The 23,617-nt window shown below is 44.4% G+C and carries 25 protein-coding genes; 21 read left to right on the top strand and 4 right to left on the bottom strand.

Annotated features, from left to right (window positions below):
- Positions 1 to 40 precede the first annotated feature (40 nt).
- Entirely contained in the window at positions 41 to 748 is a 708-nt protein-coding gene (locus R2J37_RS10785) for a response regulator (RefSeq protein WP_316264970.1), read from the bottom strand.
- Position 749: 1 nt separating this feature from the next.
- On the bottom strand, positions 750 to 1,814 hold the full coding sequence (locus tag R2J37_RS10780; protein ID WP_316264968.1) for a sensor histidine kinase: 1,065 nt from the start codon (positions 1,812 to 1,814) through the stop codon (positions 750 to 752).
- Positions 1,815 to 2,100: 286 nt separating this feature from the next.
- On the opposite strand from R2J37_RS10780, the gene R2J37_RS10775 reads away from it, so the two are divergent.
- From R2J37_RS10775 to thiI, 5 genes are all read left to right on the top strand, one after another.
- Entirely contained in the window at positions 2,101 to 2,682 is a 582-nt protein-coding gene (locus tag R2J37_RS10775) for a manganese efflux pump MntP (protein WP_230105696.1), read from the top strand.
- Between the two features lie 78 nt (positions 2,683 to 2,760).
- Entirely contained in the window at positions 2,761 to 3,714 is a 954-nt protein-coding gene (prmA, locus tag R2J37_RS10770) for a 50S ribosomal protein L11 methyltransferase (protein WP_230105697.1), read from the top strand.
- Positions 3,715 to 4,452: a 16S rRNA (uracil(1498)-N(3))-methyltransferase gene (locus R2J37_RS10765; protein ID WP_230105698.1), complete on the top strand. Its 738-nt coding sequence runs from the start codon at positions 3,715 to 3,717 to the stop codon at positions 4,450 to 4,452.
- A 56-nt stretch (positions 4,453 to 4,508) separates the two neighbouring features.
- Complete coding sequence (locus R2J37_RS10760) at positions 4,509 to 5,666, top strand: cysteine desulfurase family protein (RefSeq protein ID WP_230107603.1); 1,158 nt, start codon at positions 4,509 to 4,511, stop codon at positions 5,664 to 5,666.
- A gap of 26 nt (positions 5,667 to 5,692) precedes the next feature.
- Positions 5,693 to 6,874 (top strand): tRNA uracil 4-sulfurtransferase ThiI, encoded by a 1,182-nt coding sequence (gene thiI / locus R2J37_RS10755; protein WP_256193755.1) that lies wholly within the window; start codon positions 5,693 to 5,695, stop codon positions 6,872 to 6,874.
- Positions 6,875 to 6,958: 84 nt separating this feature from the next.
- Here thiI and R2J37_RS10750 read toward each other — a convergent pair whose 3' ends face one another.
- Entirely contained in the window at positions 6,959 to 7,195 is a 237-nt protein-coding gene (locus R2J37_RS10750; protein ID WP_230105700.1) for an HPr family phosphocarrier protein, read from the bottom strand.
- A 195-nt stretch (positions 7,196 to 7,390) separates the two neighbouring features.
- On the opposite strand from R2J37_RS10750, the gene mtaB reads away from it, so the two are divergent.
- From mtaB to R2J37_RS10710, 8 genes are all read left to right on the top strand, one after another.
- Positions 7,391 to 8,692 (top strand): tRNA (N(6)-L-threonylcarbamoyladenosine(37)-C(2))-methylthiotransferase MtaB, encoded by a 1,302-nt coding sequence (gene mtaB, locus R2J37_RS10745; RefSeq protein WP_316264964.1) that lies wholly within the window; start codon positions 7,391 to 7,393, stop codon positions 8,690 to 8,692.
- A gap of 55 nt (positions 8,693 to 8,747) precedes the next feature.
- The gene (locus R2J37_RS10740; protein ID WP_230105702.1) at positions 8,748 to 9,011 is read left to right on the top strand and encodes an IreB family regulatory phosphoprotein; all 264 of its coding nucleotides are present in this window, start codon (positions 8,748 to 8,750) and stop codon (positions 9,009 to 9,011) included.
- A gap of 5 nt (positions 9,012 to 9,016) precedes the next feature.
- Entirely contained in the window at positions 9,017 to 9,448 is a 432-nt protein-coding gene (ruvX, locus tag R2J37_RS10735; RefSeq protein WP_256193762.1) for a Holliday junction resolvase RuvX, read from the top strand.
- A 47-nt stretch (positions 9,449 to 9,495) separates the two neighbouring features.
- Complete coding sequence (locus R2J37_RS10730; protein WP_230107604.1) at positions 9,496 to 9,753, top strand: DUF1292 domain-containing protein; 258 nt, start codon at positions 9,496 to 9,498, stop codon at positions 9,751 to 9,753.
- A 6-nt stretch (positions 9,754 to 9,759) separates the two neighbouring features.
- The gene (locus tag R2J37_RS10725) at positions 9,760 to 10,230 is read left to right on the top strand and encodes a Fur family transcriptional regulator (protein WP_230105704.1); all 471 of its coding nucleotides are present in this window, start codon (positions 9,760 to 9,762) and stop codon (positions 10,228 to 10,230) included.
- 18 nt (positions 10,231 to 10,248) lie between these two features.
- Entirely contained in the window at positions 10,249 to 11,916 is a 1,668-nt protein-coding gene (locus tag R2J37_RS10720; protein WP_230105705.1) for a ribonuclease J, read from the top strand.
- Positions 11,917 to 12,026: 110 nt separating this feature from the next.
- Positions 12,027 to 12,668, top strand: a complete 642-nt coding sequence (locus tag R2J37_RS10715; RefSeq protein WP_230105706.1) for an O-methyltransferase — start codon at positions 12,027 to 12,029, stop codon at positions 12,666 to 12,668.
- A 55-nt stretch (positions 12,669 to 12,723) separates the two neighbouring features.
- Positions 12,724 to 13,956 (top strand): peptidase U32 family protein, encoded by a 1,233-nt coding sequence (locus R2J37_RS10710; protein ID WP_230105707.1) that lies wholly within the window; start codon positions 12,724 to 12,726, stop codon positions 13,954 to 13,956.
- Between the two features lie 22 nt (positions 13,957 to 13,978).
- Here R2J37_RS10710 and sigK read toward each other — a convergent pair whose 3' ends face one another.
- Positions 13,979 to 14,596, bottom strand: a complete 618-nt coding sequence (gene sigK / locus R2J37_RS10705; protein WP_230105708.1) for an RNA polymerase sporulation sigma factor SigK — start codon at positions 14,594 to 14,596, stop codon at positions 13,979 to 13,981.
- A 257-nt stretch (positions 14,597 to 14,853) separates the two neighbouring features.
- Here sigK and R2J37_RS10700 point away from each other — a divergent pair, with 257 nt between their 5' ends.
- The 8 genes from R2J37_RS10700 to R2J37_RS10665 all read left to right on the top strand — a co-directional run bounded on the left by R2J37_RS10700 (position 14,854) and on the right by R2J37_RS10665 (position 23,568).
- Positions 14,854 to 16,395 carry a YifB family Mg chelatase-like AAA ATPase gene (locus R2J37_RS10700; protein ID WP_230105709.1) on the top strand — a complete coding sequence of 514 codons (1,542 nt, stop codon included), beginning with the start codon at positions 14,854 to 14,856 and terminating at the stop codon, positions 16,393 to 16,395.
- Positions 16,392 to 17,480 (top strand): DNA-processing protein DprA, encoded by a 1,089-nt coding sequence (dprA, locus tag R2J37_RS10695; RefSeq protein WP_316264958.1) that lies wholly within the window; start codon positions 16,392 to 16,394, stop codon positions 17,478 to 17,480. The genes R2J37_RS10700 and dprA overlap by 4 nt, the downstream gene beginning before the upstream one ends.
- A 30-nt stretch (positions 17,481 to 17,510) precedes the next feature.
- Complete coding sequence (gene topA, locus R2J37_RS10690) at positions 17,511 to 19,589, top strand: type I DNA topoisomerase (RefSeq protein ID WP_316264956.1); 2,079 nt, start codon at positions 17,511 to 17,513, stop codon at positions 19,587 to 19,589.
- 72 nt (positions 19,590 to 19,661) lie between these two features.
- Positions 19,662 to 20,444: a GTP-sensing pleiotropic transcriptional regulator CodY gene (codY, locus tag R2J37_RS10685; RefSeq protein ID WP_316264954.1), complete on the top strand. Its 783-nt coding sequence runs from the start codon at positions 19,662 to 19,664 to the stop codon at positions 20,442 to 20,444.
- Positions 20,445 to 20,511: 67 nt separating this feature from the next.
- Complete coding sequence (locus R2J37_RS10680) at positions 20,512 to 20,814, top strand: hypothetical protein (protein ID WP_230105713.1); 303 nt, start codon at positions 20,512 to 20,514, stop codon at positions 20,812 to 20,814.
- Positions 20,815 to 20,926: 112 nt separating this feature from the next.
- Entirely contained in the window at positions 20,927 to 21,211 is a 285-nt protein-coding gene (locus tag R2J37_RS10675) for a co-chaperone GroES (RefSeq protein ID WP_230105714.1), read from the top strand.
- 71 nt (positions 21,212 to 21,282) lie between these two features.
- Complete coding sequence (gene groL / locus R2J37_RS10670) at positions 21,283 to 22,905, top strand: chaperonin GroEL (RefSeq protein WP_230105715.1); 1,623 nt, start codon at positions 21,283 to 21,285, stop codon at positions 22,903 to 22,905.
- A gap of 168 nt (positions 22,906 to 23,073) precedes the next feature.
- Positions 23,074 to 23,568: a DUF6106 family protein gene (locus R2J37_RS10665; protein ID WP_230105716.1), complete on the top strand. Its 495-nt coding sequence runs from the start codon at positions 23,074 to 23,076 to the stop codon at positions 23,566 to 23,568.
- Positions 23,569 to 23,617 lie beyond the last annotated feature (49 nt).

The following is a 23,617-nucleotide window of genomic DNA, read 5'->3' as shown; positions in this document are numbered from 1 at the left end:
CCGGCAAAGGAAAGAGATCTCGAGATTCTTTAGCAAAATTTTAACAATCCTCCTCCTTCATGCGGTATCCTACGCCTACTTCTGTAAAGATGTATTCCGGCTGCGCCGGATTTTTTTCGATTTTTCGGCGAATATTAGCCATATTTACCCTGAGGATCTTGTTGTCCTCATCAGCGTATGGTCCCCACACATCATGGAGAAGAGTGGAGTAGGTAATGACCTTGCCTGAATTTTGAGCCAGGAGCGCCACTATTTTATATTCGACAGGGGTGAGATGGACAAATTCCCCGGAAATAGTAAGGCTTCTCTTGTCAAAATCGAGTACCAGGTCACGGCAGTGATAGGTATGAATATTGGCGGACGACGCAGCCAGAGGGCGGCTGCTGTGACGGAGGCTTGTCCGGATTCTTGCGAGAAGCTCGGAGGTTCCGAAGGGTTTTGTAATATAATCGTCTGCGCCGTTGTCCAGAGCCAGTACCTTTTCTTTTTCTGTTGTTCGGGCAGAGATTACAATGATCGGACAGCTTGTCCAGCTTCGGACAGAGCGGATGATGGACTGTCCGTCTATATCAGGCAGGCCAAGATCGAGCAGAATCAGATCGGGACAGTTGGAACTGATCAGCTGGAGTCCTTCTTTTCCGGTACTTGCTGTTACAGTTTTGTACCCGTGATTTTTTAACACTTTGCTCATAAAGGCCAGGATATTTTTCTCATCTTCAATAAAAAGGACGGTTATTTTTTGCTGCATCTTAATTTTCCTCCGAATTTGGTAAGGTGAATGTGAATACTGCGCCGTGTTCATGGTTTCGGGCTGTGATTTCTCCGCCATGGGCTTCTACAATTGTCCGGCATATAGAAAGTCCGATTCCCATGCCTTTGTGAATATCACTGCTGTCACCGGATGAGTAGGTACCGAGGAACAAACTGTCGATCCGGTTTTCATCAATTCCCCGCCCGAAATCTTTCACTTCAAAGGTGGTAAAGAGGTCGGATTGACTGATAGTAAGGACAGTAGGAAGATGACTGTCAGAATGAACGACTGCATTTTCCAGAAGATTGATCAATACCTGTTCAATTAGGGTTGCGTCCATGGGAATCATCAGGAAGTCATCCGGCACATGGACTTCAAAACGGGCGTCGGGAATCCTTTTCTGCAGCCTTAATACGGCTTCTGATACAACTTCTTCTACAACTTCAGGAGACTTATGTACCTTTCGGTCATTGGTCTGGATACGGGTAACGCTTAACAGATTTTCTACCATATTAAGGAGCCAGTGGGAGTCATCATTAATATTCTGGAGCAGTTCTCTTTTCTCCTGAGAAGAGAGAGAATCCTCGGCGTCCAGATAAGAAGCAGAGGCTCCGATAATCCCGGTAAGCGGTGTTCTTAGATCATGGGAGACAGCGCGGAGAAGGTTAGCTCTTAGTTTTTCACGTTCCGCTTCTTCCATTTCTTTTTCCCTTTCAGCGTTAATGGCAATCTGCTTTTTCAGTCTGCTGGTGACTGTGGTGGTCAGTAAGGTAATGACAAGCATTCCGATAAAGGTAATAGGATAACCGGTCAATGTGAAATTGAGGTCAAAATAAGGATAGGTAAAAAAATAATTGATGCAGACGACAGAAAACAGAGCGGTGAAGATACCATATCGATAACCGCTGGTGCAAAGAGAAATGATGATCAGTGCCAGTATATAGATCAGAGCAATATTGGCAGAATTTTCCGGGACAAAACGAAAGAATAAAAAGGAAAGCATTGTTGCAGGAATCAGTATAAGACATGTAATCATCCAGTTATTGGAAAGTATCTTCTTCACCTTTTAACCTCCTTTTGCAATCGCATTGCTGTCCAAGATAAGAAAAATGTAACATACAACAAAGGAAAAGTAAAGGTTGACAGGCTATAGGAATTTCTATATAATAAGCCAAGCGATAAGGGAGTAGTTGGCGCATATAAGCGCAGTATTGTCAACATACTGATGTGAGAACATCTGGCATTACTTTAAATAATGAGACTTATCCGTGGGAGTGACCTGCGGATAGGTCTTTTTTGTGATATCGCCGAACCTTCCGGAAGGGAAAACAACAAAAGGAGACAAATATATGGGAATTGCAGAACTTTTTCTGATGGCAGTAGGATTATCAATGGATGCCTTTGCAGTAGCTGTCTGTAAGGGCCTCGCCATGAAGAAATGTACTTGGACTAAGGCGGGGGTCGTTGGATTGTATTTTGGCGTGTTCCAGGCCGGCATGCCGATGATCGGATATCTTTTGGGAATTCAGTTTAAAAATGTGATCACATCTGTTGATCACTGGATCGCATTTATTCTTTTGGGCATTATTGGAGGAGGGATGCTCAAAGAAGCATTTGAAGATGGAGAATGTAAAGAATGTGGAGAAGCGACAGAAGAAGAGGAATCGCTGGATATCAGAACCATGCTGGGACTTGCGGTAGCTACAAGTATTGATGCGCTTGCAGTAGGGGTTACTTTTGCATTTCTGCAAGTAGAGATCGTGCCGGCAGTCAGCTTCATCGGCGTAACGACCTTTCTTATTTCAGCAGCGGGAGTCAAGGTTGGAAATATCTTTGGCGGACGCTGGCAGAAAGGGGCACAGATCACAGGTGGCGTGATTTTGATTTTGCTTGGCGTGAAAATCCTCATTGAGCATTTGGGACTGATATGATACACTAAAATGACAGGTATTTGACCGATTTGCAAAAGGACGAAATAGAAAAAATAAGAAAACAATTGAGGTGAAGCTATGAAATGGAATAAATTCCGGTTAAAGACAACGACTGCCGCAGAGGAGATCGTCAGCAGTACTTTGATGGAGTTGGGGATCCAGGGAGTAGAGATTGAGGATAAAATCCCTTTGACTCAGAAAGATAAAGAGCAGATGTTTGTGGATATCCTGCCGGAAACAGCCGAAGATGATGGGATAGCATACATTACGTTTTATCTGGAGGAGGAAGAAGATAAAGACGCTGTACTTCAGAGAGTAAGAGAAGAGCTGGATGATCTGTCGGAATTTCTGGATATCGGTGAGGCGTTCATTGAGGAATCACAGACAGAAGATGTGGACTGGGTAAATAACTGGAAACAGTATTTCCACCAGTTTACGATTGATGATGTGCTGATCATCCCATCCTGGGAGGATGTAAAGCCGGAGGATGAAAACAAAATGATCATTCATATTGATCCGGGAACAGCCTTTGGAACGGGAATGCATGAAACGACGCAGCTTTGTATCCGGCAGATCCGTAAGTATGTCACGCCGGACACAGAGATACTGGACGTGGGGTGCGGAAGCGGAATCCTGGGAATGCTGGCTTTGAAGTTCGGAGCACGGCATAGTGTGGGAACGGATCTTGATCCCTGTGCCATCGATGCCACCCATGAGAATATGGAAGTAAATGGAATTTCCAGAGATCAGTATGAGGTGATGATCGGAAATATTATTGATGATAAGGAAATCCAGGATAAGGTGGGATATGAAAAATATGATATTGTAGCAGCCAATATTCTGGCGGACGTCCTGATCCCTCTGACTCCTGTTATTCTTTCTCACTTAAAGAGCGGGGGAATCTATATCACCAGCGGAATCATAGATGACAAAGAAGAGGCAGTCAAAGAGGCTGTGGAAGCAGCCGGAATGGAAATTCTGGAAATCGGACACCAGGGAGAATGGGTCAGCGTAACAGCGAGGAAGAAATAGATGCAGCATTTTTTTGTGACACCGATGCAGGTGGAAAAGCCCTATATTTATCTGGAAGGTTCTGACGTGAACCATATGAAAAATGTACTTCGGATGAAAAAAGGGGAAAAGGTGGAAATAAGCGATGGGAACAACCGGAAATATGTGTGCGCGGTAGAATGCTATGAAGAAGGGAAGGCGGTCCTTACGATCCTTGAGGAAAAGGAGCTGGATACAGAGCTCAATGCCAGGATCTGCCTGTTCCAGGGTCTGCCAAAGGCAGACAAGATGGAGCTTGTTATCCAGAAAGCGGTAGAACTGGGAGCGGCAGAGATCATTCCTGTAATCACGAAAAGATCAGTAGTAAAGCTGGATGCCAAAAAGGGAGAAAAGAAGGTGCAGCGATGGAATGAGATTGCCAAAAGCGCCGCCAAACAGGCGGGGCGGGGAGTGATTCCCCAGGTTTCCCGGATCATGTCTTATCAGGAAGCGCTGGAATATGCCGCTGCTTTGGATGTGATCTTATTTCCCTATGAGTTGGCAGAGGGGATCGCTCATTCCAGGGAGGTGATCTCCTCGGTGAAGCAGGGACAGTCTGTGGGCGTGTTTATCGGGCCTGAAGGCGGATTTGAGAAAGAGGAGGCTGATCTTGCAGATAAAAAGGGTGCTGCGACCATTACACTCGGGCGGCGGATTTTAAGAACGGAAACAGCTGCTATTACCGTACTCTCATTGCTGATGTATCACCTGGAATCCTAGAAGCGCATAAGTTAATAGTAAAAATGAATCAATAGATCAGGAGTTGTTGGGAAATGATGGAAGTTTATCTTGATAATTCTGCCACTACCAAAGCGTATGAATGCGTGGGGGATCTTGTAAGAAAGGTCATGTGCGAGGATTATGGAAATCCTTCTTCTATGCATATGAAAGGAGTGGAGGCAGAGCATTATATAAAAGAAGCAAAGGAAATTCTGGCAAAGCTTTTAAAAGTTCAGGAAAAGGAAATTTTCTTTACTTCCGGCGGAACGGAGAGTGACAATCTTGCGCTGATCGGCGCTGCCCGTGCCAATAAGAGAAGGGGAAATCATCTGATCACTACATCCATAGAGCATCCGGCTGTCCTGAATACCATGCGTTATCTGGAAGAGGAGGAAGGCTTCCGGGTGACGTTTCTTCCGGTAGACCGGTTTGGACGGGTGAAACTGTCTGACCTTCAGGAAGCTCTCTGCCCGGAAACGATCCTGGTTTCCGTTATGTATGTAAATAATGAAGTGGGTTCTGTACAGCCGGTAGATGAGGCTGCCGGGATTGTCAAGGCCTACAATAGAGAGATCGTTTTTCATGTGGATGCAGTGCAGGGATTTGGAAAATACAGGATTTATCCGAAAAGGTCCAAGATTGACCTGCTGTCCATCAGTGGGCATAAGATCCATGGGCCGAAGGGAACTGGCGTGCTTTATATTTCAGAAGGAGTGAAGATAAAACCCATTGTCTTTGGCGGGGAGCAGCAGAAAAATATCCGCTCCGGCACGGAAAACGTTCCTGGCATTGCAGGGCTTGCACTTGCGGCAAAGGAAATCTATACAGACCTTGAAGAGAAGGTGGCCCGCATGAGGGAGCTGAAAAAGCATTTTATTGAAGGTGTGACAAAGCTGGAAGATACGACAGTGCACGGTCTTTATGATGAGACCAGCGCGCCCCATATCATCAGTGTGGGATTTGCGGGAGTAAGGAGCGAGGTGCTTCTTCACGCGCTGGAAGAAAAGGGAATCTGTGTCTCTTCCGGATCAGCCTGCGCATCCAATCACCCGGCCATCAGCGGTGTGCTTAAAGGTATTGGAGCAGGAAAGGAATATCTGGATGCCACGCTGCGGTTCAGTATGTCAGAGTTTACTACAAGAGAAGAGATTGACTATACACTGGAAACACTATATAATTTAGTACCGGTGCTGCGGCGCTATACGCGAAGATAGCCGTCAGCGAAGGAGAGGGAAGAAAAATGACATTTCATACTTTTTTGATAAAATACGGAGAAATCGGAATTAAGGGAAAGAACCGCTATCTGTTTGAGGATGCGCTTGTCAGACAGATCCGCTATGCACTTCGGGAAGCGGACGGTTCTTTTAAAGTTCACAAGTCAAGAGGCAGAATTTACGTGGACTGCGAGGGAGAGTATGATGCAGATGAAGTGACATCCTGCCTGCAGAAAGTGTTCGGGATCGTCGGTATCTGTCCGGTTGTCTGTGTGGAAGACCGCGGATTTGAGCAGCTCAAGAAGGATGTAGTTGCCTATATGGACGAATTGTATCCGGATAAAAACCTTACTTTTAAAGTAGAAGCGCGAAGAAGCAGAAAGACTTATCCGGTCAATTCCATGGAGATCAACTGCCTGGTGGGAGAGGCGGTTTTGGATGCTTTTCCTGAAATACGGGTCGATGTCCATAAGCCGGATGTCCTGCTCAATATCGAAGTAAGAGAACAGATTTATATTTACTCCAGAATTATACCGGGGCCGGGAGGAATGCCGGTTGGAACAAATGGAAAAGCAATGCTCCTTCTGTCTGGAGGAATTGACAGCCCGGTGGCAGGGTACATGATTGCAAAACGGGGTGTGGCGCTGGAGGCCACTTATTTCCATGCACCTCCGTATACCAGTGAAAGGGCAAAACAAAAAGTGGTGGATCTGGCCAGGATCGTTGCATCCTATGCGGGTCCCATTAAGCTTCATGTGGTAAACTTTACAGATATTCAGCTCTATATTTATGATCAGTGTCCCCATGAGGAACTGACCATTATTATGCGGCGTTATATGATGAAAATTGCAGAGCGTTTTGCGAAGGAAGACGGGTGCCTTGGCATGATCACAGGAGAGAGTATCGGACAGGTGGCAAGTCAGACTATGCAGAGCCTTGCGGCGACAAATGAAGTATGTACGCTTCCGGTTTATCGTCCGCTGATCGGTTTCGACAAGAGAGAGATTGTGGAAGTGTCGGAAAAGATCGGATCTTATGAGACCTCTATTCAGCCTTTTGAAGACTGCTGTACGATTTTTGTGGCAAAGCATCCTGTGACAAAGCCTAATATCAATGTAATTCACAAGTCAGAGGAAAATCTGACAGAGAAGATTGATGAGCTTGTGGAGCAGGCTGTTCGTTCTGTGGAAGTGATTGAAGTTCAGTAAAAAATACGCCGGAATGTCAGAGCATTTCGGCGTATCTGTTATTTTATGTTTGTCTATATGATATTCGGTGCAGTACCAATCGGTCTATACAAGGTATGGTTTCAGAACTTCCAGGATTTCAGCTACATCACTGTCATTGTCGGCATGAATATTCAGGTCGATTGCCTTGGACAGGTCCAGGCTGAAAATACCCATGATAGATTTGGCATCAATTACATATCTGCCGGATACTAAATCGAAATCATAGTCAAATTTTGTAATATCATTTACAAAAGATTTTACTTTGTCAATTGAGTTTAAAGAAATTTGTACTGTTTTCATTTGGAAAAACCTCCTTGATTTCTAATTCATTTTCTATAAACATCTTAAGAGGTGCATAGATAAAAGTCAAGGAACAAATTGCCAAAGAATCAGGCTGAAATTCGTTAAAGCATACAACAATTTGTATGAAGCCGTCAGGCAGAGCAGCTTACGATATCATTTATACAAAGCAATATAAGAAAAGAGAGGAAATCAATGAAAAAGGCAGCACTTCACAATTTGGGATGCAAAGTAAACGCATATGAAACAGAAGCGATGCAGGAGATTTTGGAAAAGAGCGGTTATGAGATCGTTTCCTTTCATGATAAAGCCGACGTCTATGTTATTAATACCTGTACAGTAACCAATATGGCAGACCGGAAATCCAGACAGATGATTCACCGGGCAAGAAAAATGAATCCCGATGCGGTTATTGTTGCGGCAGGCTGCTATGTGCAGGCGCGGGGAGATGAGCTGGAGGAAGGGATCGATATTGTGATCGGTAACAACAGAAAGCAGGAGCTTGCCGGAATCCTGGAACACTATTGGCAGGAGAGGGAAAAGAGAGGCAGGCAGACTGCTGTTCAAAAAGAAATTGTAGATATTGGTCATACTTCGGAGTATGAGGAGCTTCATCTGACCCATACGGGAGAACATACCCGCGCATATATCAAAGTACAGGATGGATGCAATCAGTTTTGCTCCTACTGTATTATTCCCTATGCAAGAGGAAGGGTGAGAAGCCGGAAAAGAGAAGATGTGGTTCGGGAAGTAAAAGAGCTGGCAAAAGGCGGATATAAAGAAGTCGTACTGACAGGAATCCATTTGAGCTCTTACGGAATTGATCAGGAGGACAATTTGCTGAATCTGATCCAGGCTGTGCATAAAGTAGAAGGAATACGAAGGATCCGGCTGGGTTCATTGGAACCAAGGATCATTACAGAGGAGTTTGCACGTACTCTGGCAGAACTTCCCAAGATTTGCCCCCACTTTCATCTTTCTTTGCAAAGCGGATGCGACGAAACGCTGAAAAGAATGAACCGGAGATATACCTCTGAAGAATATTATGAAAAATGTTGTCTTCTCCGAAAATATTTTCAGGATCCGGCTCTCACGACAGATGTGATCGTAGGATTCCCGGGAGAAACCGAGGAGGAGTTTGAAAAGTCCAGAGACTTTATTGATAAAGTTAATTTTTATGAGACACATATTTTCAAATATTCCCCCCGTAAAGGGACGAAGGCTGCTGCTATGGACAGGCAGGTCCCGGAGCAAGTAAAAGCAGAGCGGAGCAATGCGCTGATCCAACTTAGCCGGAAGAAACAGAACGCTTATGAAGAAAAGCTGATCGGCACCAGCAGGGAAGTGCTTATAGAGGAGGCTGTGCAAAGAGAAGATGGTATTTATCAGGTCGGCTATACTCCGGAATATGTGAAAGTCGGACAAAAAACGCCAGAAAATTTGGCGAATCAGTTGATAAATGTAGAAATTGAGAACCGTTTACAAATAATTCATTGAATTTCAGATGGGAATAGAGTAGAATAAGTATGAAGTATTTTTGGAGGACGTGAATATGAGAGAATTAACAAATACTCAGTTTTTCCAGGTGGAAAGCGGCCCGCAGATTCAGGCCAAGGACATCCTAGAAATAGTGTATAAAGCGCTGAGCGAAAAGGGATATAATCCGGTCAACCAGATCGTGGGTTATATTATGTCCGGAGATCCCACTTATATTACCAGCCATAATGGAGCGAGGAGCCTGATCATGAAAGTAGAGCGGGATGAACTGGTAGAAGAGATGCTCAAGACGTATATTGCGCATCATGATTGGGAATAATTTCTATGAGAATTATGGGACTGGACTATGGTTCCAAGACTGTAGGTGTGGCTGTAAGTGATCCCATGGGCATTACAGCGCAGGCAGTGGAAACCATTTGGAGAAAGGAAGAGAACAAGCTTAGAAAAACATGTGCCCGCATTGAGGAGATTATTCGGGAATATCAGGTGGAGTCCATCGTACTGGGACTTCCCCGGCATATGAATTACGATGTGGGAGAAAGAGCGGAAAAAGCGTTGGAGTTTGGTGAGATGCTCCGCCGGCGTACCGGCCTGGAGGTCGTGATGTGGGACGAGCGTCTGACTACAGTGGAAGCGGAACGGACTTTAAAAGAAAGCAAAGTTAGAAGGGAAGACCGCAAGAAGTATGTGGATCAGATTGCGGCTGTTTTTATATTGCAGGGATATCTGGATGCAAATACACAGACAGAGCGATAAAGGCGGCGCCAAAGATTTACAGAGCTTGTTTTGAGGTGTTAATTATGATGGAAAAAATTAAATTTTGTGCAGATGGTGCGGAGGAAGTTGAGTTTTACGTACTGGAGCAGACGAGAATTAACGGAACGTCCTATATTCTGGTGACTGATTCAGAAGAAGGCGATGCAGAATGCCTGATTTTGAAGGATAGATCAGAAGATAAAGATACAGACAGCATTTACGAAATTGTGGAGGATGATACAGAGCTGATGGCCGTATCCAAAGTATTTGAGGAACTGCTTGAAGATGTTGAAATTGAAAGGTAGCATACTATGTCTATAAGTCAGGAAAAATTTAAGGAAATGCTGAAAGAAAAAGGACTCAAAGTAACCAATCAAAGGTTACTTGTGTTACAAGTGCTTGCAGAGCATCATGAGCAGCACATGACTGCAGAAGACATTTTTGAACTGGTGAAGGAGGACTATCCGGAGATCGGTCTGGCAACGATCTATCGGACGGTTCAGCTTCTGCTGGAAATGCAGCTTGTAGATAGGATTATTTTGGATGATGGGTGTGTGCGGTACGAGATAGGGGATTTCTGCGACGAAAGAACAGAACCCCATCATCACCATCATCATTTGATCTGCCGTGACTGTGGGAGCGTAATGGAATTTCGGGATGATCTTCTGGAGAACCTGGAGGATCATATTGAGAAAGAAACAGGCTTCCACGTTATGGATCACGAGCTGAAATTCTATGGACAGTGCAGAAAATGTCGGGAAAAGCAAAATAACGGAAAATAAACCTATGGAGGTGTAAACTTGAAGAAAGAAAACAATGGAAAACTGCGTATCATTCCGCTTGGAGGCCTGGAGAAGATCGGAATGAATATTACTGCCTTTGAATACGAAGACAGTATTATTGTGGTGGACTGCGGTCTGGCTTTCCCGGAGGATGATATGCTCGGTATTGATCTGGTCATCCCGGATATTACTTATCTGAAGGATAATATTCAGAAAGTAAAGGGATTTGTCATTACCCATGGACACGAGGATCACATCGGAGCGCTGTCATATGTTTTAAAGGAAATGAATCTTCCCATTTATGCAACAAAACTTACAATGGGTATTATTGAAAAGAAGCTGACAGAGCATAACCTTCTGCGCAGTACACGAAGGAAGGTCGTAAGATTCGGACAGTCTATCAATCTGGGACAGTTCCGGATTGAATTTATCAAGACAAACCACAGCATCCAGGATGCCTCTGCCCTTGCCATCTATTCACCGGCAGGGATCGTGGTGCATACCGGAGACTTTAAGGTGGACTATACGCCGGTATTTGGCGATGCTATTGACCTGCAAAGATTCGGAGAGATTGGGAAGAAAGGAGTATTGGCGCTGATGTCAGACAGTACCAATGCCGAGAGACCCGGATTTACACAGTCAGAACGCACAGTAGGTCATACTTTTGACCATCTGTTTGCGGAACACCGTAATACAAGGATTATTATTGCTACATTTGCATCCAACGTGGACCGCGTGCAGCAGATTATTAATTCGGCTTACAAATATGACAGAAAAGTTGTTGTGGAAGGCCGGAGCATGGTAAATATCATTTCTACGGCTCAGGAACTTGGTTATCTGAACGTACCGGATAAAACTCTGATCGAGATTGACCAGCTGAAGAATTATCCGCCGGAGAAGACAGTTCTGATCACCACAGGAAGCCAGGGAGAATCTATGGCTGCGTTATCCAGAATGGCAGCTGATATTCATAAGAAAGTGACGATCATGCCGGGAGATACGGTTATTTTCAGTTCCAATCCTATACCGGGGAATGAAAAGTCTGTATCAAGAGTGATCAATGAACTTTCTGAAAAAGGGGCCAACGTTATTTTCCAGGATGCCCATGTTTCCGGACATGCCTGTCAGGAAGAGTTGAAACTGATCTATTCTCTTGTGAAACCGAAATATGCGGTTCCGATCCACGGGGAATACCGTCACAGAAAGGCAAACGCTTCTCTGGCACAGTCCCTTGGAATCCCGAAAGAGAACATTTTTATGCTGCAGTCCGGCGATGTGCTGGAAGTCAGCGATAAGGAAGCAAAAGTAGTCGATAAAGTACACACAGGAGAAGTGCTGGTAGACGGTCTTGGTGTCGGCGATGTAGGAAATATTGTATTGAGAGATCGTCAGCATCTTGCAGAAGACGGAATCCTGATCGTTGTCATGACGCTGGAGCGGGGAACTAACCAGCTTCTGGCAGGACCGGATATTGTATCACGAGGCTTCGTATATGTCAGAGAATCCGAAGGTCTTATGGAAGATGCAAGAAAAGTGCTGGTGGAGGCGGTGGACAATTGCCTGCATCGGCAAAGAGGCGCTGACTGGAGCAAGATCAAGCTGGTAGTACGTGACACGATGAATGAATTTATCTGGAAACGCACGAAGAGACGCCCGATGATCCTGCCGATTATTATGGATGTTTAATACACTTTGGGACGTAACACTTTTCAAAAGTGTTACGTCCCAAATTAACGTAAGTGGTGGGTAAAACTGCAAATAACCCTGTGTAAAAATGAAATGGAGTATATGTAAAAGTGATAACGGACGAACGTTTGACAACATTTATCAACTCTCTGGAGAGCCGGGATTTGCCTATTTTGGAGGAAATTGAGCAGGAGGCTCTGGATGCGAATGTGCCGATCATCCGAAAGGAAACCCAAAGCTTTCTGAAGGTATTGCTTCAGATCCATCGGCCCATGCGTATACTGGAAGCCGGAACGGCAGTGGGATTTTCCGCGCTTTTGATGAACGCCTATGCCCCGGAGGGATGTCATATTACTACAATTGAAAATTATGAAAAGCGTATTCCGATCGCGAGGGAAAATTTCCGCCGGGCAGGAAAAGAAGAGGCAATTACCCTGGTAGAGGGGGATGCCCTGGAAGTGATGAAAGGTCTCGAGGGACCCTTTGATCTTATTTTCATGGACGCGGCAAAAGGACAGTATATTCATTATATGCCGGAGGCGATCCGGCTCTTAAGAAAAGGAGGCCTTTTGGTATCTGATAATGTGCTGCAGGATGGAGATATTCTGGAATCCCGCTTTGCGGTGGAGAGGAGAAACCGGACCATTCACAGCAGAATGAGGGAATATCTGTATGAACTGAAGCACGATGAGAGACTTCTTACTTCCATTGTTCCGCTGGGAGATGGAATTGCGCTGAGTGTAAAGCAATAGATTCAGTATAAAACAGCTGAGTATGAAACAATAATGGAAAGGATAAAGGGAGAAAATGAAGAAAAGACACCCGGAACTGCTGATCCCGGCAAGCAGCCTGGAAGTATTGAAAACAGCAGTTATTTTTGGAGCCGATGCAGTTTATATCGGCGGAGAGGCATTTGGACTGCGTGCGAAAGCAAAGAATTTTTCCCGTTCTGATATGGAAGAGGGGATAAAGTTTGCTCACGAACACGGAGTAAAAGTTTATGTGACAGCCAATATTCTGGCTCACAATGATGATCTGCCGGGAGTGAGGGAATATTTTGAAGAGTTGAAGGAAATGAAGCCCGATGCGCTGATCATTGCCGATCCGGCCATTTTCGATATTGCAGGAGAAATCTGTCCTGAAATCGAGCGGCATATCAGCACTCAGGCCAACAATACGAATTATGGAACATATAATTTCTGGTGGCGCCTGGGGGCAAAGAGGGTGGTGTCGGCGAGGGAGCTGTCTCTGGAAGAAATCAAGGAGATCCGCCGCAATATTCCGGAAGAGATGGAAATTGAAAGTTTTGTGCACGGCGCTATGTGTATTTCCTATTCCGGAAGATGTCTTCTGAGCAATTTCTTCACAGGAAGAGATGCAAACCACGGAGCCTGCACCCATCCCTGCAGATGGAAGTATTCTGTCATGGAGGAGACAAGACCTGGCGAATATATGCCGGTTTATGAAAATGAAAGAGGTACGTTTATCTTTAACTCCAAGGATCTGTGCATGATCGAGCATATCCCGGAATTGATCGACGCCGGTATAGACAGTCTGAAAATTGAAGGGCGCATGAAAACAGCCCTCTATGTAGCTACAGTGGCAAGAACATACCGCCGGGCTATTGACGACTACCAGAAAGATCCGGAGCTTTATCGGAAAAATATGCCCTGGTATCTGGAACAGATCATAGGCTGTACATACCGGCAGTTTACCACGGGATTTTATTTTGGAAAACCGGATGAGACAAGCCAGATATATGACAACAATACTTACGCAAAAGATTATACCTATCTTGGAATCATAGGAGAAGAAAAGGACGGATTGTACCGGATCGAACAGAGAAATAAATTTTCTGTGGGGGAACAGATTGAGATCATGAAGCCGGACGGAACAAATGCAGAGGTAAAGGTGAAGAGGATTCTTGATGAAGATGGAAACGAACAGGAGAGCGCGCCTCATCCGAAGCAGGTTCTGTATGTGGATCTGGGAGAAAAAGCGGATCGGTATGATATTTTAAGAAGAAAAGAAATAGAATAAAGTGCAGGAAGCTGCGGGCAGATCAAAAATAGGCCCGCAGCTTTTCTATTGCACTCTTTTCGATTCTGGAAACGTAAGAACGAGAGATACCAAGCTGTCTGGCAATCTCCCGCTGTGTGTATTCTTCTTCGTTATATAAACCATATCTCATTTTCAGGACCAGACGTTCCCGTGGAGAGAGGACGGATTCCACTTTGGAGTACAGAAGCCGGATATCGTCTCCCAGCATAACTTTCTCATGGGCATCATCATTTTGTGATTCAATGATGTCAAAAAGCTGGATTTCATTGCCCTCCCGATCTGTTCCGATGGGTTCATAGAGAGAGATTTCTTTTGAAGATTTTTTCTTCGTTCTTAAATACATCAAAATTTCATTTTCGATACACCTTGCCGCATAAGTTCCGAGGCGTACAGATTTGTCAGGATTGAAAGTAACGACCGCTTTGATCAGCCCGATGGTGCCGATGGAGAGAAGATCTTCTGTGTCCTCATCTGCAGTCTGGTATTTGCGGACGATGTGCGCGACCAGGCGCAGGTTTCTCTCGATAAGGATGTGTTTGGCTTCCAGGTCTCCTTCCGTATATTTCTGCAGGTAGTATTGCTCTTCAGCGGCTGTTAGAGGAGAAGGAAAGGATTTCAATAGAAGCACCTCTTAGCGTAGTTAATTACAGTCTATGTGAAAACAGGCTGATTCGTGCTTTTCCATGTGCAAATATCTCTTTTGTCCAAGAAAACAGCAACATGGGAATTTGAGTTGACAAGTTTACGTAAATAATATATTATGTGGACTATAAAAGGTAACATAAATGATCAAAAAGTTCTGTTTCGATCAATTTCAATTCAGGCAGTCTGCCTGAGGAAACAATCTCACATGTCAAATGAAAAAGGAGGAATATGATGAGTGTAGGTACGGTATATTCCGCAGCTCTCCAGGGACTTGAAGTAAAATTTGTACAGGTGGAGGCAGATCTAAGCACCGGACTCCCCATGTTTCATATGGTGGGGTACCTTGCGGCAGAGGTGAAGGAAGCCGGAGAAAGAGTAAGGACAGCTATCCGAAATTCCGGCATTACTTTTCCGCCCAAAAGAACGGTGATCAATCTGTCTCCCGGAAATATAAGAAAGAGAGGTTCTTCTTTTGATCTTGCAATCGCACTGTCTATCCTGGTGTCTCTGGGGGAAATTCCCATCTCGGTACTGGAATCTGCAGTTGTTGTAGGAGAGCTGGGGCTTGACGGTTCTATCCGTCAGGTGGCGGGAGTGCTTCCTATTGTGTGGGAAGCGAGAGAACAGGGGATGAAGATGTGCCTGATTCCTGTAGAAAACAGAGAGGAAGCAGCTTTAGTAGACGGGATCCGCATTTATGCATTCCGGACGCTCCGAGAATTGTGGGAAACACTGTCCGGCGGTATTGTGCCCCAAAAGAGTAGGAGAAGCAAAATAACTGCAGAAAGGACAGAGAAGGAATCTTCCCTGGATTTTGCAGATGTAAAAGGGCAAAAAGGTGTAAAGCGTGCAGCAGAAATTGCAGTAAGCGGCGGGCATAATCTTTTGATGATCGGACCGCCGGGAAGCGGAAAATCTATGATCGCAAGCCGCGTTTCTACCATACTTCCCCCTCTGACCGAAAAAGAGAGCATTGAGCTGACGAAAATATACAGCGTACAGGGACTTTTGCAAAATGAGTTCCCGCTTATAACAAAGCGACCTTTTCGGGAGGTGCATCATACAGTGACAAAGGCGGCGCTGATCGGAGGCGGCCAGTATCCTGTGCCTGGAGAAATCACTATGGCAGATAAGGGAGTTCTGTTCCTGGATGAGCTGACAGAGTTTGCAAGACCGGTACTTGAAGTGCTCCGTCAGCCTCTGGAAGAAAAAAGGATACGGCTGGTGAGAAAACAGGGAGTGTATATATTTCCTGCTGATTTTATGCTGGTTGCAGCAATGAACCCCTGTCCCTGCGGATACTATCCGGATTTGTCAAGGTGCAGCTGTACTTCCGGTCAGATCCAGCAGTATCTGGGGAAAATCAGCCAACCGCTGCTTAGCCGTATTGACCTTTGTATTGACTCGCCGGGACTGGATTACGGTACGCTGAAATCTTCATCAAAAGAGGAATCCTCTGCAGAGATCAGAGCCCGGGTATGTGAGGCCCGGGAACGTCAGAGGAGAAGATACAAAGAGGAGGATTTTCTTGTCAACGCCCTGATTCCGGCATCCAGGATCTCTTTATACTGCTCTTTGGGAGCGGAGGAAGAAAGAGTGATAAAAGAAGCGTTTACAAGGATCGGGCTGACGGCGCGTACTTATCACAAAACACTGAAGGTGGCAAGAACCATTGCGGATCTTGCAGGACAGGAGAAGATTGGCGTAAGACATTTAAGAGAGGCAATCGCCTATCGTATGCCGGATCAAAGATACTGGGGGAATCTGAAATGAAATATGAATACTGGTTTGCTTCGATCCGGGGACTTTCACATCAGAAAAAGAGAAGGCTGCGGGATGCAGCGGGCAGTGGGGAAGCCATATATTATATAGAAGAAAGCTTGCTGAAAAAGCAGGAATACCTGACAGAAAATGACAGAAAAACCATCGGATTTTGTCAGAAGAACAGCAAAGTGGGAGAAGAGTATGAAAGATTTCTGGAGAAAAATATAAAGTTTATCCCTTATTTTGATCCGGCTTATCCGCAGAGAATGAAAGACTTGAATGACCAGCCTTATGCTTTGTTTGTCAGGGGAAATCTGCCAAAAGAAGACAGGGTGTCGGCAGCAATTGTAGGTGCCAGACAGTGCAGTGCTTATGGAGAAAGGCAGGCAATCGCTTTTGCGGAACTCCTTGCAGGGGCGGGAGTACAGATCATCAGCGGGATGGCAAGGGGGATAGATGGGGCGGCAGGAAGAGGGGCAATAAATGCAGGCGGATGCACATATGCTGTATTGGGATCTGGCGTGGATGTATGCTATCCGCGGGAGAACAGGGGACTTTATGTTGATATACAAAAATCAGGAGGAATCTTATCGGAGCAGCTTCCCGGCAGTCCGCCTCTGCAGGGGAATTTCCCCAGAAGAAATCGGATCATCAGCGCTCTTTCGGAGCTTGTACTTGTCATGGAAGCAAGAGAAAAGAGCGGTTCGCTGATTACAGCAGATTTTGCATTGGAACAGGGAAAGGAGGTGTATGCGCTTCCGGGACCGGTGACAAGTCCTTTGAGCCGGGGATGCAATGCTTTGATCCGGCAGGGAGCGGGGATATTGATTTCAGCGGAAGACTTTGTGGAGGAGATGAAAACAATGGGCTATTTAAGGAAGAATTTCGCTAAAAAATCAGACAAAAATAAAAAAATGCTTGAAAGCACCGAAAATATATTGTATAGTTGTCTCGATTTGTTTCCCAAGGGAGTTCATCAGCTCATAGAAGAAACAGGATTGGAACCGTTTCAGGTTATGGAAACGCTGGTGGCTTTGGAATTAAAAGGATACATTCAGGAAATTTCGAAAAATTATTATATCCGTTCAGAATAAGAAACGCAGAGGGTATTGGAGGAAAAAAGTATGGCTCATTATCTTGTTATTGTAGAGTCTCCTGCAAAAGTAAAAACAATAAAAAAGTTTTTGGGAAGTAATTATACAGTTATGGCTTCCAATGGTCATGTGCGGGATCTCCCAAAAAGTCAGCTTGGAATCGATGTGGGGCATGATTATGAACCGAAATATATTACCATCCGCGGGAAGGGGGATATTCTTGCCAGCCTTCGCAAGGAAGTAAAAAAAGCGGATAAAGTTTATCTTGCAACCGACCCTGACCGCGAAGGGGAAGCGATTTCCTGGCATTTGTGTAAAGCATTGAAACTGGAAGATAAAAAGACATATAGGATCAGCTTTAACGAGATCACTAAAAATGCAGTAAAAGCATCCATTAAAAATGCAAGAGAGATTGATATGGATCTTGTAGATGCCCAGCAGGCCCGGCGGGCGCTGGATCGTGTCGTTGGATATAAGATCAGTCCTCTTTTGTGGGCGAAAGTAAAGAGGGGATTAAGCGCCGGACGTGTACAGTCTGTGGCTCTTCGGATCATCGCAGACCGGGAGGAAGAGATCAATGCCTTTATTCCCGAAGAATATTGGACTCTGGATGCCGTCTTAAAAGTAAAGGGTGAGAGGAAGCCTCTGACAGCTAAATTCTATGGGACTGAAAAGCAAAAAATGACGATTCGTTCTGAAAGCGAGCTGAACCAGATAGTAAAAGAGCTGGAGGGAGCAGACTATCAGGTGGCAGATATCAAAAAAGGAGAGCGCTACAAAAAAGCTCCGGTGCCTTTCACTACCAGTACCATGCAGCAGGAGGCATCGAAAGTGCTGAACTTTGCTACGCAGAAAACGATGCGTATTGCACAGCAGCTTTATGAAGGAATCGATATTAAAGGAAACGGAACAGTGGGTCTTATCACTTATCTGCGTACAGACTCCACCCGTGTTTCCGATGAGGCGGAAGCCAGTGTAAGGGAGTACATCTCGGGAAATTACGGAAGTGAATTTGTCGCTTCCGGTGCAGCGGGAAAGGAAAATGGAAAGAACATACAGGATGCCCATGAGGCTATTCGTCCTACAGATGTAACAAGAACTCCGGCTGCTATGAAAGAATCTTTGAGCAGAGATCAGTTCCGCCTGTATCAGTTGATCTGGAAGAGATTTGTCGCCAGCAGGATGAAACCGGCAAAATATGAGACAACATCTGTCAGAATTGCGGCGGGAGATTACCGTTTTCAGGTTGCGGCTTCTAAGATTGTTTTTGAAGGATTCCGCACAGTTTACACAGAAGCAGATGAGGAAAAAGAAGAAACCAATGTGCTCTTGAAGGGACTGGATAAAGATTCTGTCCTGAATTGGGAAAAATTTGACACAAAACAGCATTTTACCCAGCCGCCGGCACATTATACGGAAGCTTCCCTTGTAAAGACACTGGAAGAGCTTGGAATCGGGCGCCCCAGTACTTATGCCCCCACGATTTCTACAATTATAGCCAGAAGATATGTAGCAAAGGAAAACAGGAATCTTTACCTGACGGAGATCGGAGAGGTAGTGAACAATATTATGAAGCAGTCCTTTCCGGCCATTGTAGATGTGAATTTTACGGCAAACATGGAAGGCCTTCTTGATAAAGTTGCAGAAGGAAAAGTCGCATGGAAAACAGTAATTGAAAATTTTTACCCTGATCTGGAAGAAGCGGTAAAGATTGCAGAAAAAGAGCAGGAAAGCGTCAAGATTGAAGATGAAGTCACAGATGTGATCTGTGAAGAATGCGGACGGAATATGGTGATCAAGTATGGACCTCACGGAAGATTTCTTGCCTGCCCCGGATTTCCGGAGTGCCGCAATACGAAGCCCTATCTGGAAAAAATCGGAGTGAAATGTCCCAAATGCGGGAAAGATATTGTCCTTAGAAAAACGAAAAAAGGAAGAAAATATTACGGATGTGAAGATAATCCGGATTGTGATTTTATGTCCTGGCAGAAGCCGTCAGAGCAGAAATGTTCAAAATGCGGCGGTTACATGGTAGAAAAGGGAAGTAAACTTGTCTGTATGAATGAAAAATGCGGATATGTAGAAGCAAAAAAAGCAAAAGATAATTAAGAAAATTTCGCATAATCATTGTAATTTCCAGAATTGTATGATAATATAATGTTCAAAGGATGGAGGATGCTTATGAGTGTACAATTATTAGATAAAACAAGAAAAATCAATAAATTACTGCACAACAATAACTCCAGCAAAGTAGTTTTCAATGACATCTGTGAAGTGTTGACAGAAATATTGGATTCCAATGTATTGGTAATCAGTAAAAAAGGAAAAGTTCTTGGAGTCAGCAGATGCAGTGGTGTAGGTGTGATCACAGAATTGATCAAAGGTGAAGTGGGCTGCCACATTGATGAGATGCTCAATGAGAGGCTTTTGAATATCCTGTCTACTAAGGAAAATGTAAATTTGGAAACTCTGGGATTTTCCCCGGAGGCAGCAAAAGGATATCAGGCGATCATCACTCCCATTGATATTGCTGGAGAGAGGCTTGGAACATTATTTATCTACAAACAGAATGCCGGCTATGAAATTGATGATATTATTTTAAGTGAGTATGGAACAACAGTAGTAGGCTTGGAAATGCTTCGTTCTGTAAACGAAGAAAATGCAGAGGAGACAAGAAAAGAACACATTGTACAGTCAGCCATCAGCACATTGTCCTTCTCGGAGCTGGAAGCGATCATTCATATTTTTGATGAACTGGAAGGAACAGAAGGGATTCTTGTGGCAAGCAAAATTGCAGACCGGGTGGGAATTACCAGATCAGTCATTGTAAATGCGCTCCGGAAATTTGAAAGCGCCGGAGTAATCGAATCAAGATCTTCCGGAATGAAAGGTACTTACATTAAAGTAGTGAATGATTATGTTTTCACAGAACTGGAAAAGATCAAAGAAGAAAGAAACAAATAAAAATCAGGACAGCACAAAGCAAAGGGTATCGGGGAACTGATACCCTTCTTTTGAGAAGGAGGACTTTATGTTTGAAAAATGCAGCGCAGTGCTGAAGATGACCAGTGTATTCCTGGAAGACGAACCCCTGGACAGGACAGAGTACACATGCACAGTCAGCAGGTATGATGAGGAAGGGGAACGCATATATCTGGTTATGAACGGAGAAGATATTACAAGGATATCGCTGGATGCAGAATACAGCTGTACCCTTATGGCTGAAGAGGAGCTGGTATGCCAGGGGAGAGTAAAGGAAAGATTTCTTGATAAAAATGGAAGCCAGCTTGTATTTGGCATTGAAAATGGATTTTATAAAAATAATCTAAACTAACAGAAAGTGTGTTGACAAACGAAAAGGAGAGTGCTATTTTATAACTAGAGTTTTTTAGCACTCTCTTTTTATGAGTGCTAACAAAATAGATAGCTTAAAGGAGGAACCATTCATGAAATTAGTACCATTGGGAGACAGAGTTGTATTGAAACAGTTAGTTGCTGAAGAAACAACAAAATCCGGAATTGTTCTGCCGGGACAGAATAAGGAAAAACCGCAGCAGGCAGAAGTTATCGCAGTAGGACCGGGTGGAGTTGTAGACGGCAAAGAAGTAGAAATGCATGTGAAAGAAGGACAGCAGGTTATCTATTCCAAGTATGCTGGTACAGAAGTAGAAGCTGATGAAGAAACATACATCATTGTAAGACAGAGCGATATTCTTGCAGTGATTGAATAGAGATACAAATAAGCTAAGATAGATTACAGATCATAGACATTGAAAATAGAAGAACTAGGAGGAATGTTATCATGGCAAAGGAAATCAAATACGGAGCAGATGCCAGAGCAGCTCTGGAATCAGGAGTAAATCAGCTGGCCGATACAGTCAGAGTGACACTTGGACCAAAAGGAAGAAATGTAGTCCTTGACAAATCTTTCGGAGCTCCGCTTATTACAAACGACGGTGTAACGATCGCAAAAGAAATTGAGCTTGAGGATGCTTTTGAAAACATGGGAGCGCAGCTGATCCGTGAAGTTGCATCTAAGACAAACGATGTTGCCGGAGACGGAACAACAACAGCAACTGTGCTTGCACAGGCTATGGTCCATGAAGGAATGAAGAACCTGGCAGCAGGAGCAAATCCGATCGTTTTGAGAAAAGGAATGAAGAAAGCAACAGAGACAGCAGTAGAAGCGATCCAGAAAATGAGCAGCAAAGTAACAGGAAGAGATCAGATTGCAAGAGTTGCAGCAATTTCCGCAAGCGACGATGAAGTAGGTGAAATGGTCGCAGAGGCAATGGAGAAAGTTTCCAACGACGGTGTTATCACTATCGAGGAATCCAAGACTATGCAGACAGAGCTGGATCTGGTAGAAGGTATGCAGTTTGACCGCGGATATGTATCTGCTTATATGGCAACAGATATGGATAAAATGGAAGCAAATCTGGAAGATCCGTATATTCTGATCACAGATAAGAAGATTTCCAATATCCAGGAGATCCTTCCTCTTCTTGAGCAGATCGTACAGGCAGGAGCAAGACTTCTCATTATTGCTGAAGATGTAGAAGGTGAAGCTCTGACAACTCTTATTGTCAACAAACTGCGTGGAACATTTAATGTGGCAGCGGTAAAAGCTCCGGGATATGGTGACAGAAGAAAAGCAATGCTGGAAGACATTGCAATCCTGACAGGCGGACAGGTAATTTCCGATGAACTTGGGCTGGATCTGAAAGAGACAACAATGGATCAGCTGGGACGTGCAAAATCTGTAAAAGTTCAGAAAGAAAATACAGTTATTGTAGATGGACTTGGAGATAAAGAAGCAATTGCAGCCCGTGTTGCACAGATCAAAAAGCAGATCGAGGAGACCACTTCTGACTTCGACAGAGAAAAACTTCAGGAAAGACTTGCAAAACTGGCAGGCGGTGTGGCAGTAATCCGTGTCGGAGCAGCAACAGAGACAGAAATGAAAGAAGCAAAACTTCGTATGGAAGATGCTCTTGCAGCTACAAGAGCGGCAGTCGAGGAAGGAATTATTGCCGGAGGCGGATCTGCATATATCCACGCTTCCAAGGAAGTGGCAAAACTTGCTGATACTCTGGAAGGCGACGAGAAGACAGGAGCAAATGTTGTACTGAAAGCTCTGGAAGCTCCATTATTCCACATTGTTGCAAATGCAGGCCTGGAAGGTGCGGTTATCATCAATAAAGTCAGAGAATCAGAGCCGGGACAGGGATTTGATGCATATACAGAACAGTATGTAGATATGGTAAAAGCCGGAATCCTGGATCCTGCAAAAGTTACAAGAAGCGCTCTGCAGAATGCAACCAGCGTTGCATCTACACTTCTGACAACAGAATCTGTTGTGGCAAATATTAAAGAAGAAACTCCTGCTATGCCGGCAGGCGGCGGTGGAATGGGCATGATGTAATTCCTCGCAGTGCGGAATATAAAAAAAGAATAAAAAAAGAAAACTCTCTGTAAGGGGAGTTTTCTTTTTTTGTCCATTTGTGATACAATATATGTACCCTCTCTTTGTAAGAGATAGATTCCCTTACAAAGAGAGGGTACATATCAATACAAAGCGGAGGAAAAAACAATGAGTGATTTTTATACAGAACAGCTGATAAAGAAACGTACAGACGGGAAGGACATTATGAAAAAGACAGTGCTGATTGCCCTGACGGTAATTTCATTTTTTGCCGCTTTTTTATTTCCGCTTCTTATGCTCCTTCCGGTTATTATGATCGTTGTGGATGTGTTTCTGTTCAGAAAATTGGATGTGGAATATGAATATATCTATATCAATGGTGATCTCGATATTGATAAGATCATGCACAAAGAAAAGAGAAAACACATGTTTTCTGCAAATGTAAAAGATATGGAGATTCTGGCGCCGGAAAATGCTTTCCAACTGAAGGATTTCAGAGAGTCTAAGTTCTATGATTACAGCAGCGGAAATCCGGAGTCCCGGAATAGATATATACTTGTGATCAGTCGTTCAGGAGAGATCACAAAAGTTCTTTTTGAGCCGAAAGAGGAGCTGATAGAAGGAGTTTACCTTCTGGCCCCCAGGAAAGTGATTCGAAAATAATGAAAAAGAATATGTGGAAACCTGTTGACAAAGAACCACAGTATTATGT

This window comes from Claveliimonas bilis (genome assembly GCF_030296775.1).
In the GTDB taxonomy this organism is placed as follows: Bacteria; Bacillota; Clostridia; order Lachnospirales; family Lachnospiraceae; genus Claveliimonas; species Claveliimonas bilis.
Note: the sequence above shows the minus strand (reverse complement) of the source record. Positions and strands in the feature narration are given on the sequence as shown.

Excerpts from the sequence above, each read along its gene's own strand:
- R2J37_RS10785 (WP_316264970.1), bottom strand. The coding sequence starts at position 748 with ATGCAGCAAAAAATAACCGTCCTTTTTATTGAAGATGAGAAAAATATC.
- R2J37_RS10775 (WP_230105696.1), top strand. The coding sequence starts at position 2,101 with ATGGGAATTGCAGAACTTTTTCTGATGGCAGTAGGATTATCAATGGAT.
- prmA (WP_230105697.1), top strand. The coding sequence starts at position 2,761 with ATGAAATGGAATAAATTCCGGTTAAAGACAACGACTGCCGCAGAGGAG.
- R2J37_RS10765 (WP_230105698.1), top strand. The coding sequence starts at position 3,715 with ATGCAGCATTTTTTTGTGACACCGATGCAGGTGGAAAAGCCCTATATT.
- R2J37_RS10760 (WP_230107603.1), top strand. The coding sequence starts at position 4,509 with ATGGAAGTTTATCTTGATAATTCTGCCACTACCAAAGCGTATGAATGC.
- thiI (WP_256193755.1), top strand. The coding sequence starts at position 5,693 with ATGACATTTCATACTTTTTTGATAAAATACGGAGAAATCGGAATTAAG.
- R2J37_RS10750 (WP_230105700.1), bottom strand. The coding sequence starts at position 7,195 with ATGAAAACAGTACAAATTTCTTTAAACTCAATTGACAAAGTAAAATCT.
- mtaB (WP_316264964.1), top strand. The coding sequence starts at position 7,391 with ATGAAAAAGGCAGCACTTCACAATTTGGGATGCAAAGTAAACGCATAT.
- R2J37_RS10740 (WP_230105702.1), top strand. The coding sequence starts at position 8,748 with ATGAGAGAATTAACAAATACTCAGTTTTTCCAGGTGGAAAGCGGCCCG.
- ruvX (WP_256193762.1), top strand. The coding sequence starts at position 9,017 with ATGAGAATTATGGGACTGGACTATGGTTCCAAGACTGTAGGTGTGGCT.
- R2J37_RS10730 (WP_230107604.1), top strand. The coding sequence starts at position 9,496 with ATGGAAAAAATTAAATTTTGTGCAGATGGTGCGGAGGAAGTTGAGTTT.
- R2J37_RS10725 (WP_230105704.1), top strand. The coding sequence starts at position 9,760 with ATGTCTATAAGTCAGGAAAAATTTAAGGAAATGCTGAAAGAAAAAGGA.
- R2J37_RS10710 (WP_230105707.1), top strand. The coding sequence starts at position 12,724 with ATGAAGAAAAGACACCCGGAACTGCTGATCCCGGCAAGCAGCCTGGAA.
- R2J37_RS10700 (WP_230105709.1), top strand. The coding sequence starts at position 14,854 with ATGAGTGTAGGTACGGTATATTCCGCAGCTCTCCAGGGACTTGAAGTA.
- dprA (WP_316264958.1), top strand. The coding sequence starts at position 16,392 with ATGAAATATGAATACTGGTTTGCTTCGATCCGGGGACTTTCACATCAG.
- topA (WP_316264956.1), top strand. The coding sequence starts at position 17,511 with ATGGCTCATTATCTTGTTATTGTAGAGTCTCCTGCAAAAGTAAAAACA.
- codY (WP_316264954.1), top strand. The coding sequence starts at position 19,662 with ATGAGTGTACAATTATTAGATAAAACAAGAAAAATCAATAAATTACTG.
- R2J37_RS10680 (WP_230105713.1), top strand. The coding sequence starts at position 20,512 with ATGTTTGAAAAATGCAGCGCAGTGCTGAAGATGACCAGTGTATTCCTG.
- R2J37_RS10675 (WP_230105714.1), top strand. The coding sequence starts at position 20,927 with ATGAAATTAGTACCATTGGGAGACAGAGTTGTATTGAAACAGTTAGTT.
- groL (WP_230105715.1), top strand. The coding sequence starts at position 21,283 with ATGGCAAAGGAAATCAAATACGGAGCAGATGCCAGAGCAGCTCTGGAA.
- R2J37_RS10665 (WP_230105716.1), top strand. The coding sequence starts at position 23,074 with ATGAGTGATTTTTATACAGAACAGCTGATAAAGAAACGTACAGACGGG.